Here is a 14,565-nt window from a genome sequence, read left to right as displayed (position 1 = left end):
TAATGCAGCAACCTTGCGCAGCGGCGGATGATCGTTGCGTACTTCCGTTTCCTGCGGGTCTTCGTTGCGCGGTCCGTTTCGTCCGTTGCGTGCGGGAGCCTCGGGCAAGTGGTTGACACTTCGTCAGATCTCCCCCATCGTGCACCCCGGTCGAGAGGGAGGCAGCAGGCCATGGACCTCGATGTGCTGTACGAGATCGACGTACCGAAGCCCTGGAACGGACCCCATCCGCACGGCCAGCGCACCGCCGAACAGCGCGCCTACCGCGAGGCCGTGGAGCAGATCCGGCTCGCGGACCGGGTGGGCTTCCGCACCGTGTGGGCGGTCGAGCACCACTTCCGCGAGGGCCGCTCGCACTGCCCCGCGCCGGAAGTCCTGCTCGGCCACCTCGCGGCGCTGACCGAACGCATCCGCCTCGGCTTCGGCGTCACGCTCACCCCCTTCGGCTTCACCCCGCCGCAGCGGATCGCGGAGAAGGTCGCGGCGGTGGACGTGCTCTCGGAGGGCCGCGTGGAGTGGGGCACCGGCCGCTCAACTCCCATGGAACAGACGGCATTCGGCGTCAACAGGGAACAGTCGCGGTCCGACTGGCGCGAGGCGATCGAGATCGTGACGGGGATGTGGCGCGAGGAGTACTTCGCTTACGAGTCGGAGCGCTTCACCTTCCCCCGCCGGATGGTGACCCCGAAGCCGGTGCAGGACCCGCACCCGCCCTGCTGGATGGCGGCGACCTCCCCCGGCTCGGCGGAGGTCGCGGGCGCGGCGGGCCTCGGCCTTCTCTCCTTCTCGATCATGCAGCCGCTCGAGGCGATGGCCCGGCAGGTGCGGGCCTACCGCGAGGCGGCGCGCACCCCGGCACCGATCACGGACGTCACGACGAACCGCGTCAGCGCGTACACCCTCGTACACGCCACGGACCGGCCCTCACCGCGGGTCTGGGACTCGGTCGCCTGGTGGTACCGCAATCTCGCCCAGTTCACGCTCGACTGGGAGCTGCCGCACCTGAACGCCGAGGAGCGTGAGCGGACCTTCCCCCTCCTCACCCCGATCATCGAAGGCAGCGTCCCCGTCCAGGAGTTCAACGACGGCGACATGATCCTCATCGGCGACGCGGAGACCATCGTCCGCAAGGCCAAGCACTACGCCGACCTCGGCATCGACCAGCTCATCTGTTACGTCCAGTGGGGCTATCTGGAGCATCAGGAGATCCTGCGGACGATCGAGATCCTGGGCAAGGAAGTCATCCCGGAGCTGGCGGCGTACAAGCCCCGCCTGGCGTCCCGATGACGCCGCTCGACACCTCCCCCGTCCCCGACTACGCCTCCCTGCACCGCCTGGACGGCCGCCTCTTCGTCCTGCTCGGCGCGGGCAACGGCATCGGCCGCCAGACCGCGCACGCCCTCACGGCGGCGGGGGCACGGCTGCTGTGCGTGGACGTCGACAAGGACCGCGCGGAGGCGGTCGCAGCCGAGACGGACTCCGTCGCGTACGTCGCTGACGTGACGCGCCGCGAGGAGGTGAGGGAGCTTTTCGCTTACACGCAAAGGGAGTTGGGCGCAGTCGGCGGCATCGTCGACATCGTCGGCATGGCCCGCTACACGGCCTTGGCGGACCTTGACGACGCGTCCTGGGACTGGCACTTCTCGATGGTCCTGCGGCACGCCTGGCTGGCGGTGCAGTACGGCGGCGCGGCGCTCGCCGAAGCGGGCGGCGGCCCGATGGTCTTCGTGGCGTCGGTGTCGGGCCTCACGGCGGCGCCCCTGCACGCGGCGTACGGCGCGGCCAAGGCCGGTCTGGTCTCGCTGGTCCGCTCGGCGGCGGTGGAGTACGGCCCGCGCGGGGTGCGGGTCAACGCGGTGGCGCCCGGAGTCGTGTGGACCCCGCGGGTGGCGGCCCTGATCGGCGACGAGGGCCGCGAACGCAACGCCCGCAACGCCCCGCTGAACCGCGTCGCGGAGACCTCCGACATCGCATCGGCCCTGCTCTTCTTCGCCTCACCACTCTCCTCGTACGTCACCGGACAGACGCTCGTCGTGGACGGCGGGGTCGGCGTGAAGTTCCCCTACCCGACGATCGGGGGCGCCCGGTGAGGGAGTTCGTGCGGGGCGTGGCGTGGCGGGCACGCGATGGCCACCCCCCGCGCACCGACCGGGACCGGCTGCCCGCCGACACCTGGGAGCGAGCGGGCCTCCCGGCCGAAGCGCGCCTCGAGCTCACCACACGCGGTGCACGATGAGGGAATTCACGCGAGGCGCCGCATGGTGGTCACCGGACGGCCGAGCACTGCGCGCCGACCCCACCGACCGGGACCGTCTGCCCGCCGACACCTGGGAACGGGCGGGCCTGCCGGCCGGGGTGCGGCTTGAGTTCGCCGTGTGTGGGGTGCGGGCGGTGGAGGTGACGTACGCCGCCTCGCCTCCCTCGGTTACGGACTCGTACCGCAACGCGCCGCCCGTCTTCACGCTGCTCGCGGACTCCGGCGAGAAGGCGGGCGCCCCCGTCGAGGGCAGCGGAACGGAAGCCGCCGGCACACCCTCACAGCGGGGCGCACCCGCGCGAGCCGTAGGTACGTCCACGCCGCCGGGTGCCCGCGCGCAGACCGCCTTCGACACCCCCGCGGCGCCGGGCTCGCACGTGGCACGGATCGAACTCCCTTACCCCGACGGCGACTTCATCCTCCACCTGCCGGAGACACTGCGCCCCGCCCTCACCGGCCTGCGCCCCGTCGGCGGCGGCACGATCGAGCCCGCCGCACGGCGACCGCGCTGGCTCGTCTACGGCGACTCCATCGCGGAGGGCTGGTCGGCGTCGCGCCCCCATCTGGCATGGCCCGCGCTCGCCGGGCGGGCACTCGGCCTGGACACGGTGAACCTCGGGTACGCGGGTGCGGCCCGCGGCGAAATCGCGTCGGCGCAGCAACTCGCCTCCCTGGAGGCCGACTTGATCACCGTCGCGTTCGGCACGAACTGCTGGTCGCGCACGCCGCATTCGGCGGGGCTGCTCTACGAGACGACGCGGGCGTTCCTGACCCTGGTGCGGCGCGGGCACCCGGAGACCCCCCTCCTGGTCCTCTCCCCCGTGCTCCGCCCGGACGCCGAGTCGACGCCGAACGCCCTTGGCGCCACGCTCGCCGAGCTGCGCGCGGCGGTGGAGCGGGCGGCCGAGGACGCGGGGGCCGCGCTGCTCCCTGGCGGTGGCCTCCTTGAACCCCGGCATCTGGTGGACGGCGTGCATCCGGGGGACGCGGGCCACGGCGTACTCGCGGACGCGGTGGCCTCAGCACTGCTGAAGCGTCACTCCTGGGCCGCTTCGTCGTAGGCCTCGCGGGCGGCCGCGATGGCCGGGCGGTGGCCGATGGACCAGTCGGCGAGCGCCTTGACGAGGTGGGTGAGGCTGTGGCCCATCTCGGTCAGCTCGTACTCGACCTGCGGCGGAATCGTCGGGTAGACGGTGCGCTTGACCAGGCCGTCGCGTTCCAGCCGGCGCACGGTGAGGGTGAGCATGCGCTGCGAGATGCCGCCGTGGATCCGGCGCTGCAGCTCCTTGAACCGCAGGACGCCCGAGGCGAGTTCGACCACCACGTACACGGACCACTTGTCGCCGAGCCGGTCCAGGACGTCCCGCACCCCGCACTCGTCCTGCGGGGTCTCACAGCGGATCACCGGCTCGACAACCGCCTCAGGAGCCGGCGGGGTGGTTACCGCCGTGTGCCCTGCTGACATGAAAGTGCCTCCTTACGCGGCGGCGCGCCGCCGATCACCATGGTCACAAGCACAAGCACAAGCACAAGCACAAGCACAAGCACCAACACAACCACTCACCACGGGGGAACCTTCCCATGCTCATGATCACCGGCGCCACTGGCGCCCTCGGCAAGCTCGTCACCGCCCGCCTCGCGGACCGCGCCGACGTCGTCATCGGCAGCCGCGCCCCCGCTCCCGGCGGCCGCCGCGTCGACTTCGACGATCCGGCGTCCCTGGACTTCGGCGGCGTGGACACGCTCCTGGTCATCTCCGCGGGGGCCGCCGAGGACGACGTGGTCGTCGCCCGCCACGAGGCCGCGATCTCCGCCGCGGAGAAGGCGGGCGTGCGGCACCTCGTCTACACCAGCCTCAGCGGCGACGGCGACCACCTGACGTACGCACTCGCGCACCGCTGGACCGAACGCAGACTGCGCCGCTCGTCGATGAACTGGACGATCCTGCGCAACGGCCTGTACGCGGAGTTCCTGGCCGCCATCGCGGCACCGGGCCCCGACGGCACCATCGCCGCACCCCTGGGCGACGGCCGGCTGGCCGCCGTGGCACGCGATGACCTGGCCGAGGTCGCGGCACGGGTGGCGACGGATCCGGCCCCGCACGCGGGCCGCACGTACGAACTGATCGGCGAACAGGCCCTGGGAGGAAAGGACTTGGCGGAGGCGATCCACGGTGCGTACGAACCCGGCACACTCGCCGCGACCCGCGAGGCGATCACCGCGGCAGCCCAGGCACTGCCCTTCCAGATACCGATGCTCCTGAGCACGTACTCGGCGATAGCCGGGGGTTTCCTGGACGGCACGGGGGTCGAGGACCGCGGCGCACTGCGCACCCTGCTGGGCAGGCAGCCCCGCCCGCCGATCGAGGCGTACAGGGCTGCGCTGCAGGGTTCCTGAGGGGCGCGGGGAACTGCGCGACAAGCCACGACGCGGCCGCAGTCGAATGGCGCAGTTCCCCGCGGAGCGCCTAGCTCCAGCTGGCGTGAAGCGGCTTGCCCTCCGCGTAACCCGCAGCGCTCTGCACACCTACAGTGGCCCGCTCGGCGAACTCCTCGAGCGAGCCCGCACCGGCGTACGTGCAAGAGGAACGAACGCCCGCGATGATCGAGTCGATCAGATCCTCGACACCGGGACGCTCCGGGTCGAGGAACATCCGGGAGGTCGAGATGCCCTCCTCGAAGAGCGCCTTGCGGGCACGGTCGTAGGCCGACTCCTCGCTCGTGCGGTTCTTCACCGCACGCGCCGACGCCATGCCGAACGACTCCTTGTAGAGGCGGCCGTTGGCGTCCTGCTGCAGGTCGCCCGGGGACTCGTACGTACCCGCGAACCACGAACCGATCATGACGTTCGACGCACCGGCGGCCAGCGCCATCGCGACGTCACGCGGGTGACGGACACCGCCGTCGGCCCACACGTGCTTGCCGAACTTCTTGGCCTCGGCGGCGCATTCGAGCACCGCGGAGAACTGCGGGCGGCCGACGCCGGTCATCATGCGCGTGGTGCACATGGCGCCGGGACCGACACCCACCTTGATGATGTCGGCACCGGCCTCGATGAGGTCCCGGACGCCCTCGGCGGCGACGATGTTGCCCGCGACGATCGGCACCTGCGGGTCGAGCCCGCGCACGGCCTTGACCGCGGCGATCATCGACTCCTGGTGACCGTGCGCGGTGTCCACGACGATCGTGTCCGCGCCCGCGTCGAGGAGCTGCTTGGCCTTGGCCGCGACGTCGCCGTTGATGCCGACGGCGGCGGCGATGCGCAGCTTGCCGTTGACGTCGAGGGCGGGCGAGTAGAGGGTCGCGCGCAGGGCGCCCGTGCGGGTCAGGATGCCGGCGAGGCGGCCGTCCTTGTCCACGGCGGGGGCGTAGCGGCGGTTCGCGTGGTCCAGCTTGTTGAAGGCGTCGCGCGGGTCGATGTCCGCGTCGAGCAGCACGAGGTCCCTGGACATGACCTCGGAGAGCTGGGTGAAGCGGTCCACGCCGTTCAGGTCCGTGTCGGTGACGACGCCGACCGGCCGCTGGCCCTCGTCCACGACGACACCGGCGTTGTGCGCGCGCTTGGGCAGCAGGGCGAGCGCGTCCGCGACGGTCTGGTGGGGGGCCAGCACGATCGGGGTGTCCAGGACGTGGTGACGCGTCTTGACCCAGGCGATGACGTCGGTGACGACCTCGATCGGAATGTCCTGCGGGATCACGACGAGACCACCGCGGCGGGCGACGGTCTCGGCCATGCGGCGGCCGGCGATCGCGGTCATGTTGGCGACGACCAGCGGGATCGTGGTGCCGGTGCCGTCCGGCGACGAAAGGTCTACGCCCTGACGCGAGCCGACGGCGGAGCGCCTCGGCACCATGAAGACGTCGTCGTACGTCAGGTCGTACGCAGGCTGGATGTCATTGAGGAAGCGCACGTGCTGCTCATCCCAGTCGATCAGAGGTGGCCCCCGGACAGTCAGCCGGGGGAAAAGCACGTACTTCAGTGTCCCATGCCCTGGGGGTCGAACCGCCTGGGATGATCACCCAGGCAGGTCACGGGACCCCTGGTCGGATCGTCCAAGTGACCCCCACAAGCGGAACGCTCGGCTCACGCCCCGCCACGCTCCGTGGTGACCGCGGGCCCGAACGCGAGAATGATCTCCAGGCCGGTGCTCCGCTCACGCGCGTACGCCACCGCGTCGGTGAACACCTCCTGGGCGACGATCCACTCCTGGGGCGCGGCCTCCGCGTACGCCTGCCAGCCGGAGACGACCAGCAGGAGGCCGGGCCCGGACGGCACCCGCGGCAGGTCGGTGAGGCAGTCGGCGAGCGCGTCCCAGTTGTGCCCGAACCAGTCGGGCAGATCGAGCGCGCGGGCACAGCGGTCCATGAACGCCCGCTTGTCGCTCACGCCGCTCAGATCGAGCGAGACGGTGCTCAGACCGGCGCCGCGCGCGGCGTCGAGCAGGGGCACGAGGGGTTCGGACGTCATCTCAGTACCGCCTTGAAGGACGCGTAGTGGTCGTCGGTGTAGTAGATCTCGTCGCCGCTCCCGGTGACGATCCGGCGCGCGCCACGGTCACGTTCGCCGGGGGTGCGCACGGTGTACTCGTGGTAGTAGCCGCGCGGCTGCTTGGGCAACTCGCCCTCGAAGTTCCCGAAGACGGCCCCGTCCTTGGCATACGGAAACGGCCCACCGTCATCGATGAGCCGCAAGGTCCGCCGGGCCTCGGGGGGCAGCCGAGCGGCATGGACGGTGTCCATGCCGCCGCCCGAGGAGCACCCGCTGACGAGGACGGCGAGACAGACAAGCAACGCCGCCAGGACGCGGGGCCAGTGCCCCGAAGGGGCGCGGGGAACTGCGCGACCAGCCACGGAGCGCCCGCAGCCAATCAACTACCGTCCGGATCCGCCCGATCCAACGCAGGATGCGGCGTCGGCCCCATGACCAACAACTGATCGGCGGCAGCGGTATCCGTGACGAGGCTGGTCACAAGCCCAGACCGCAGCACCGCGTCAATGGCGGCGGCCTTCCGCTGCCCCCCGGCAATCGCCACGACCTCAGGAATCCGTCGAAGCCGGTCGGCTTCGACAGTGATGCACCGCTCCCCCAGATCCCGCCCGACCCGACGCCCCTCGGCGTCGAAGAGGTGCGCGGACATCTCAGCGGCCACACCCAGCGAGGCGTAATGCGCACGCTCCTCGTCCGAGAGCATGTCGTGCACCGTCGAGATACCCGGCTCCCAGGAGCCGATGGAGACGGCGGCGACGGTGACCTTGTCGAAGTACTCAAACGCCCGCGCGATCCCGGTCTGGTTCCGCAGCGCGGCGGCCGTGGCGGGGTCGGGAAGGAGCATCGGCGCGTAGATCGGGTGGGCCTCGCCGCCCGAGACCTGCGCGGCTCGCCGCACGGCCTCGACCGAACCGCGCTCGGCGGTCCCGGCGTCGTACACACCCGTCAACTGCACGACCGTGCACGGCGGCAGCTGGTCGAGCGCGGCCGCCATGTGGATGGTCGAGCGGCCCCACGCGAGGCCGAGCACATCGCCCTCGGTGACCAGCTCGCCGAGCAGATCGGCCGCGACCTCGCCGAGGTTCTCGGGGTCGGGGGAATCGTCGATCTCCTCGGTGGGAGCCGGCGACTCCACGACGACCGCGTGCCGCAGGCCGTAGCGGGCGCGCAGCGCGTCCGAGCGCTCGGCGTCCAGCTCCGCGGGCACACGGATCTCGATCCGTACGAGATCACGCTCGAGCGCGGTCTCCAGGACCCGGGCCACCTTGAAGCGGCTGACGCCGAACTCCTCGGCGATCTGGATCTTGGACTTGCCCTCGAGATAGAAGCGGCGGGCCATGGCCGCCGCCTGCACCAGCTCCGCGGGTCCCATCCGCATGGCTGACCGGCCGCCCGTCGACACGACGATCTCCTCACTGTCATTCACTCAATTGTCGTTCACACATTCACACGCATTTCTGCGGCTTCACGCGTGTTGCTGCGGAATCGAGCGCGTTGCCGCAGCGCAACCTGGGTTCGCCGTTCATCCTTGCAGATCCGGCGTGCTTGATCAGCCCTGAAGGACTGCGTTCACGTTCCCGTGGCTCAGTGGCTGCATGCCCATGCCGCCGCCGCGGTCGAGTCGGCCGCTTGGCTGCGCAATGCACGTACCGCCGCCGCCGGGTCCTTCGCCCCGTAGACCGCGGAACCGGCGACGAAGACGTCGGCTCCCGCGTCGGCGCAGCGCTCGATGGTCGCGGCCGAGACGCCGCCGTCCACCTGGAGCCAGAGTTCGAGACCGTGCTTGCTGATCAACTCGCGGGTCCGGCGAATCTTCGGCAGCATGATGTCGAGAAACGCCTGCCCGCCGAATCCGGGCTCGACCGTCATGATCAGCAGCATGTCGAGCTCGGGGAGCAGATCCTCGTACGGCTCGATGGGCGTCGCGGGCTTCAGCCCCATGGAGGCGCGGGCGCCCTTGGCGCGGATCTCACGGGCCAGGCGGACGGGCGCGGCAGCCGCCTCCGCGTGAAAGGTGACGGATCCGGCGCCCGCTTCTACGTACTGGGGAGCCCAGCGATCGGGGTCCTCGATCATCAGATGGCAGTCCAGCGGCGTCTCCGTCGCACGGGCCAAGGACTCTACGACCGGCACCCCCAGGGTGAGGTTAGGGACGAAGTGGTTGTCCATGACGTCGACATGGAGCCAGTCGGCACCTTCGACCGCCTTTGCCTCCTCGGCAAGACGGGCGAAATCCGCGGACAGGATGCTGGGGTTGATCTGCACGGCCATGCCCCAAGCCTGCCATGCCCGGCGCCCGTTGCTCACCGCCGTCCGTAGCGTGAGCCGAGAGGCCCTCTTGACCATGGACCGCGTGCCATGCTGGTCGGTCCACCGGCACGACGCGGGGCAGCGGGGGTAGCCATGCCGGACGAGCGGACGGACAAGCAGCCGGGAGCACAGCGCCAGGCGGGCCGCGGCGTGGCCTGGATGGTGTGCGGGAGGCGCACCAAGTGGCTTGTGGTGCTGTTCTGGCTGGTGGCGATCGTCGTCGCGGCGCCGCTCGCCCAGAAGCTCACGGACGCCCAGGACAACCAGGCCTCGTCCTGGCTGCCCGGCTCCGCCGAGTCCACCCAAGTCCTGGAAATCTCCGAGGACTTCAGGCCCGAGCAGATTCCCGCGGTCGTCGTGTACGCCCGCGAAGGCGGGCTGACCGCGCAGGACCGCGCGCAGATCGCCGAGGACGTCACCGAGCTCAAGGAGCTGCGCGCGCACGGCATCCGCGGCGCGGAGACCCGCGGCCCCGTCTTCGACACGAAGGACCCGAACAGCGCCGAGGCGGCCCAGATCTTCGTACCCATCACGATGGACGAGAAGGGCTGGGAGCGGATCGCGCCCGCCGTCGACTCCATCCGTGAGCGGGTGGGCGAGGGTTCGGGCGGGCTCGCGGTGCGCATCACCGGGCCGGGAGGTACGTCGGCGGACTTCTCCGAGGCGTTCGAGGGCATCGACTCGACGCTGCTGATCTCGGCCGGCGCCGTCGTCATCGTGATCCTGCTGATCACGTACCGCAGCCCGATCCTGCTGCTCGTGCCCCTGATCTCCGTGGTCGTCTCGCTGTTCGCCGCGCAGGCGCTGATCTATCTCCTTGCGGAGTACGCGGGTCTGACGGTCAACGGCCAGAGCGCCGGCATCCTCACGGTCCTCGTCTTCGGCGCGGGGACGGACTATGCCCTGCTCCTGGTCGCCCGGTACCGCGAGGAGCTGCGCCGCCACGAGGACCGGCACGAGGCGATGCAGCTCGCCCTGCACCGGGCGGGGCCCGCGGTCATCGCGTCGGGCGCCACGGTCGTCCTGAGCATGCTGGTCCTGCTGACCGCCGACATGAACTCGACGCGGGGCCTCGGCCCGGTCGCCGCCATCGGCGTCGCGGTGGCCCTCCTCGCGATGCTGTCGCTCTTCCCCGCCCTCCTGGTGGTCTGCGGCCGGTGGCTGTTCTGGCCGCTGATCCCGCACGTCGGTTCGGACGAGCCCACCGAGCACGGCGTCTGGGCCCGCACGGGCCGCCGTATCGCCGGCAGGCCCCGGCTGACCTGGAGCGTCACGGCGGTGGCCCTGGCGGCGATGGCGTTCGGCCTGACGCAGCTGCGGGCCGAGGGGCTCAGCAACGCGGACGCGTTCACGGAGAAGCCCGACTCGATCGTGGGCCAGGAGCTGCAGGCCGAGTACTTCCCGGCGGGCAGCGGCGACCCGCTGGTGATCGTGTCGAACACGGAACAGGGCGAGGCGGTGGGACGCGCCGTCGCGGCGACGCGCGGCATCGATCCGGCGAGCATCGGCGTGCCACCGGGGTCGAAGGCGGAGGCCGACGGCCGGGTCCTGTTCGAGGCGACCCCGACCGACCCGGCCGACAGCGAGGCCGCCAAGCAGACCGTGGAGCGGGTCCGCGACGCGGTGCACGCCGTGCCCGACGCGGACGCGATGGTGGGCGGCGGCACGGCCGCACTGCTCGACATGGACACCGCGACCACCCACGACAACAAGCTGGTCATCCCGCTCGTCCTGGTGGTCGTCCTGATGATCCTCTGCGTGCTGCTGCGGGCCCTTGTCGCGCCGCTGCTGCTGATCGGGACGGTCGTGCTGTCCTTCTCCGCCGCGCTGGGCCTCAGCGCGCTCGCCTTCCGGTACATCTTCGACTACGCGGGCGAGTCGACGGACTTCCCGCTCTTCGTCTTCGTGTTCCTGGTGGCGCTCGGCATCGACTACAACATCTTCCTGTCGACCCGCGTCCGTGAGGAAGCGGGCCGTCAGGGCACCCGTGCGGGCGTGGTGACGGGCCTCGCCGCGACCGGCGCGGTGATCACATCGGCGGGCCTCGTCCTCGCGGGCACCTTCGCCGCGCTCGGCACGCTCCCGATGGTGGCGTTCGCCGAGATCGGCTTCGCGGTCGCGCTCGGCGTCCTGATCGACACCTTCATCGTGCGGTCCGTCCTGGTCACCGCGTTGTTCCTGGACGTGGGCCCGAAGGTGTGGTGGCCGCACCCCCTGAGCAAGGACCCGGCGGTCCCTGCCCAGGCGGCGGGCTCAGGCGGTCGTGCGGCGGACTCAGGCGGTCAGGCGGCGGGCTCAGGCGGTGCGCCGGATCAGCGCTAGGTACATCGCGTCCGTGCCGTGCAGATGCGGCCACAGCTGGATGTCGGGCCCTTCGCCGAGCGCGGGGACGCCGGGCAACAGCGGGCGCGCGTCGATGAGTTCGGCACCCGCGGCACCGTCGAGGTGCTTCAGCACGTCGTCCACGACGGCACGCGTCTCCGCGAGATGCGGTGAACAGGTCGCGTAGCCGACGACGCCGCCGACCCGTACGGACTCCAACGCCGTGCGCAGCAGCCCGCGTTGGAGCGGCGCGAAGCCGTCGAGGTCCTCCGGGCGGCGCCGCCAACGGGCCTCGGGGCGGCGGCGCAGGGCGCCGAGTCCCGTGCAGGGCACGTCCATCAGGACCCGGTCGAAGGTGCCGGGCTGCCACGGCGGCCGGGTGCCGTCGGCGGCGATGACCTGATACGGGCCGGGGTTGCCGCGCAGCGCCTGTGCGACGAGGCGGGCCCGGTGCGGCTGCTTCTCGGCGGCCAGCACGGCCGCGCCGCGCTGGGAGGCCAGACCGGCGAGCATGGCGGCCTTGCCGCCGGGCCCTGCGCAGCCGTCAAGCCACTTCTCGTCGCGCCCTTCCAGCGGTGCGTTCGCGAGGGCGACGGCGACCAGCTGGCTGCCCTCGTCCTGGACGCCCGCGTTCCCCTCGCGCACGGCCTCGATCGCACCGGGCTCGCCGCCCTCGCTGAGCCGCACGGCGTACGGCGACCAGCGGCCCGGCAGCGCGGACTCCTCGCCGACGGCGTCGAGCAGTTCGTCGGCGGTGGAGCGGCCGGGGCGGGCCACGAGCGTCACCTCGGGCCGTTCGTTGTCGGCCTCGAGGAGGTCCTCGATCCCGGCCCGTCCGCCGCCCAGCGAGTCCCAGAGCGCCGAGACGACCCAGCGGGGGTGCGAGTGGACGACGGCGAGATGCTCCTCGGCGTCCTCGTCGTAGGGCGGCGCGACCTTCTCCAGCCACCCGTCGAGATCGTCGGCGGCGACCTTGCGGAGCACCGCGTTGACGAACTTGGCCCGCCCGTCCCCGAGGACGACGCGCGCCAGCTCGACGGATGCGGAGACGGCGGCGTGCGTCGGGATCCTCGTCCCGAGCAGCTGATGCACCCCCATGTTCAGCACATCCAGGACCGGCGGATCGACCTCCCGCAGCGGCCGGTCGATGCAGGCCGCCACGATCGCGTCGTACGTTCCCTGCCTGCGCAGCGTCCCGTAGACCAACTCGGTGGCGAGCGCCGCGTCACGCGCGTCGAAATCGCCCTTGTCGCGGGCCTTGCGCAGCAGCGGCGGCAGGACGAGGTTCGCGTACGCGTCGCGTTCGTCGACGGCCCGCAGCGCCTCGAAGGCGAGGAAGCGTACGGGGTCCTTCTTGGGGCGGCGGTGGGGCTTGCCGGGCTTCCCCTGCTTGCGGGGAGGCCGGCCTGGCTGGTCGTTCAAAGGTGCTCCGCTGATGGTGGTGAGGCGTATTCGTTCAGCGTACGTCGGTGGCGCCGACCCGCTCGCCGGGGGCGATCCGCACCCCGCGCGCCCAGTCGGCGCCGCGCATCGGCTTCTTGCCCTGCGGCTGGACCCAGAGCAGCTCCACGGCGTGCGAGCCGGAGCCGACGTACACATTGTTCTTGGCGGCGAAGAGCTCACCGGGCGCCAGGTCGGTGCGGTCCGGAACGAGCGCGGCCTGGATGATCTTCAGCCGCTCCTCGCGGAAGACGGTCCAGGCACCGGGCGCGGGCGTGCAGGCGCGCACCACGCGGTCGACGCGCAGGGCCGGGGCCGCCCAGTCCACCTGGGCGTCCTCGACGGTGATCTTCGGCGCGAGGGTGACGCCGTCGGCGGGCTGCGGCACGGCCTTCAGGGAGCCGTCCTCGATGCCGTCCATGGTGGCGACGAGCAGCCCGGCGCCCGCGAAGGCGAGGCGGGTGAGCAGGTCACCGCTGGTGTCGGTGGGCCGGACGACCTCGGTGACGGTCCCGTACACCGGCCCGGAGTCGAGCCCCTGCTCGATCAGGAAGGTGGAAGCGCCCGTGATCTCATCTCCCGCCATCACCGCGTGCTGCACGGGCGCGGCTCCGCGCCAGGCAGGCAGCAGCGAGAAGTGCAGATTGACCCAGCCGCGGGCCGGCACGTCCAGGGCGACCTTCGGCAGCAGCGCACCGTACGCCACGACGGGGCAGCAGTCGGGCGCGATCTCCCGCAGCCGCGCCAGAAACGCTTCGTCACGCGGCTTCACGGGCTTGAGGACCTCGATGCCGGCCTCCTCCGCGCGCTGCGCGACCGGGCTCGCGACGAGCCTGCGGCCACGGCCCGCGGGGGCGTCGGGGCGCGTGACGACGGCGGCCACCTCGTGCCGGCCGGAGGCGATCAGGGCGTCCAGGGCGGGGACGGCGACTTCGGGGGTGCCTGCGAAGACGAGCTTCATCGGTGGCTGTCGGCCTCTCGGGCGGGAACGTGACGGGAGCGCACCAGTCTATGAGCCGCTTCCCCCGGCCGCTCTCCTCGGGGCGCCCGCCCGAGCGGTGGCACATCCCCCTGGGGGCGTACGCGTGGACGCGCGCCCTGTGCATATGCGCATACGCCCCTGCACCGTGACCCCTCACGAACTAGCGCGTTGGTCAAGAAAGAGTTGACCACAGCGGGCCGCGGATGCGGCCCGATCCTTTTCAACGCCGGTTCGAGAGGCTTGTTCATGGCCGACCACGCAACCCACGACGCCCAGGCACGGGCCAGCCTGCACCTCCTGGTGCGGGACATCGAGCGGGTCCGCCGGCAGGTGGACGCACTGCGCACCCTCACCGCCCAGCTCGGCAACGTCTACCGCCCGCGCCGCTCCAGCCCGTCCGCGGGCTTCGTCGTGTACGGGCGGGCCCCCGCCCCGACCGTCCGCCTCGCCCAGGAACTGCGGGACAGCGTCGAGACGCTGGTGACCGCCGCGGTGGACTTCGACCGCTCGCTCGGGTTCTCGTGGGACGCGGTGGGCTCGGCCCTCGGGGTCACCAAGCAGGCGGTGCACCGCCGTTACGGAGCCCGCAGGGCCACGACGCAGGCGGCCGCCGAGGCGGAGCGCGCCACTGAGGCAGCACCGTCAACCGCGGCCGCGGCCGCCCGGCCGCCGGTCCCGGTCGGCGCTCCGCTTCCCTCGGTGCCCTCGGTCCCCGCGGCCCGCGCGATGCCGACCCAGCCGACGGCAGGCAGCCCCGCCCTCCGCG

The 14,565-nt window shown here is 71.7% G+C and carries 14 protein-coding genes; 6 read left to right on the top strand and 8 right to left on the bottom strand.

Translation table 11 applies throughout. From position 1 onward, the window contains the following. Window positions 1-171 precede the first annotated feature (171 nt). The 3 genes from E2651_RS06310 (at window position 172) to E2651_RS06300 (ending at window position 3,318) form a co-directional block, all read left to right on the top strand. A complete protein-coding gene (locus tag E2651_RS06310; RefSeq protein WP_135330000.1) occupies window positions 172-1,287 on the top strand; it encodes an LLM class flavin-dependent oxidoreductase in 1,116 nt (371 codons plus the stop codon). Further along, the gene (locus E2651_RS06305) at window positions 1,284-2,090 is read left to right on the top strand and encodes an SDR family oxidoreductase (RefSeq protein WP_135329999.1); all 807 of its coding nucleotides are present in this window, start codon (window positions 1,284-1,286) and stop codon (window positions 2,088-2,090) included. Before E2651_RS06310 ends, E2651_RS06305 begins: the two co-directional genes overlap by 4 nt. Window positions 2,091-2,232: 142 nt before the next feature. Beyond that, entirely contained in the window at window positions 2,233-3,318 is a 1,086-nt protein-coding gene (locus E2651_RS06300) for a GDSL-type esterase/lipase family protein (protein ID WP_135329998.1), read from the top strand. Here E2651_RS06300 and E2651_RS06295 read toward each other — a convergent pair. Further along, window positions 3,294-3,722 carry a helix-turn-helix domain-containing protein gene (locus E2651_RS06295; RefSeq protein WP_135329997.1) on the bottom strand — a complete coding sequence of 143 codons (429 nt, stop codon included), beginning with the start codon at window positions 3,720-3,722 and terminating at the stop codon, window positions 3,294-3,296. The genes E2651_RS06300 and E2651_RS06295 overlap by 25 nt on opposite strands. A gap of 116 nt (window positions 3,723-3,838) precedes the next feature. On the opposite strand from E2651_RS06295, the gene E2651_RS06290 reads away from it, so the two are divergent. Then, window positions 3,839-4,654, top strand: a complete 816-nt coding sequence (locus E2651_RS06290; protein ID WP_135329996.1) for an NAD(P)H-binding protein — start codon at window positions 3,839-3,841, stop codon at window positions 4,652-4,654. Between the two features lie 70 nt (window positions 4,655-4,724). Here E2651_RS06290 and E2651_RS06285 read toward each other — a convergent pair whose 3' ends face one another. The 5 genes from E2651_RS06285 to rpe form a co-directional block, all read right to left on the bottom strand. Then, window positions 4,725-6,167: a GuaB1 family IMP dehydrogenase-related protein gene (locus tag E2651_RS06285; protein ID WP_135329995.1), complete on the bottom strand. Its 1,443-nt coding sequence runs from the start codon at window positions 6,165-6,167 to the stop codon at window positions 4,725-4,727. Between the two features lie 173 nt (window positions 6,168-6,340). Next, window positions 6,341-6,724 carry a barstar family protein gene (locus tag E2651_RS06280; protein WP_135329994.1) on the bottom strand — a complete coding sequence of 128 codons (384 nt, stop codon included), beginning with the start codon at window positions 6,722-6,724 and terminating at the stop codon, window positions 6,341-6,343. Then, window positions 6,721-7,107 (bottom strand): ribonuclease domain-containing protein, encoded by a 387-nt coding sequence (locus E2651_RS06275; RefSeq protein ID WP_245238609.1) that lies wholly within the window; start codon window positions 7,105-7,107, stop codon window positions 6,721-6,723. The genes E2651_RS06280 and E2651_RS06275 overlap by 4 nt, the downstream gene beginning before the upstream one ends. A 17-nt stretch (window positions 7,108-7,124) precedes the next feature. Further along, entirely contained in the window at window positions 7,125-8,171 is a 1,047-nt protein-coding gene (locus tag E2651_RS06270) for a sugar-binding domain-containing protein (protein ID WP_135329993.1), read from the bottom strand. Window positions 8,172-8,329: 158 nt separating this feature from the next. Beyond that, window positions 8,330-9,016, bottom strand: a complete 687-nt coding sequence (rpe, locus tag E2651_RS06265) for a ribulose-phosphate 3-epimerase (protein ID WP_135329992.1) — start codon at window positions 9,014-9,016, stop codon at window positions 8,330-8,332. 132 nt (window positions 9,017-9,148) lie between these two features. On the opposite strand from rpe, the gene E2651_RS06260 reads away from it, so the two are divergent. Continuing rightward, complete coding sequence (locus E2651_RS06260) at window positions 9,149-11,377, top strand: MMPL family transporter (protein WP_135329991.1); 2,229 nt, start codon at window positions 9,149-9,151, stop codon at window positions 11,375-11,377. Here E2651_RS06260 and E2651_RS06255 read toward each other — a convergent pair. Both E2651_RS06255 and fmt read right to left on the bottom strand, forming a co-directional pair. Further along, window positions 11,351-12,799 (bottom strand): transcription antitermination factor NusB, encoded by a 1,449-nt coding sequence (locus E2651_RS06255; protein ID WP_135329990.1) that lies wholly within the window; start codon window positions 12,797-12,799, stop codon window positions 11,351-11,353. The two genes, E2651_RS06260 and E2651_RS06255, sit on opposite strands and share 27 nt — an antisense overlap. Before the next feature lie 34 nt (window positions 12,800-12,833). Further along, a complete protein-coding gene (gene fmt / locus E2651_RS06250) occupies window positions 12,834-13,778 on the bottom strand; it encodes a methionyl-tRNA formyltransferase (RefSeq protein WP_135329989.1) in 945 nt (314 codons plus the stop codon). Between the two features lie 267 nt (window positions 13,779-14,045). Here fmt and E2651_RS06245 point away from each other — a divergent pair. Continuing rightward, window positions 14,046-14,565, top strand: a 520-nt coding sequence (locus E2651_RS06245) for a hypothetical protein (RefSeq protein ID WP_135329988.1), incomplete at its 3' end; no start/stop codon positions are given.

This window comes from Streptomyces sp. MZ04 (genome assembly GCF_004684775.1).
Lineage (GTDB): Bacteria > Actinomycetota > Actinomycetes > Streptomycetales > Streptomycetaceae > Streptomyces.
The sequence above is the reverse complement of the archived record's forward strand: the minus strand, read 5'-3'. Positions and strand labels throughout refer to the sequence as shown.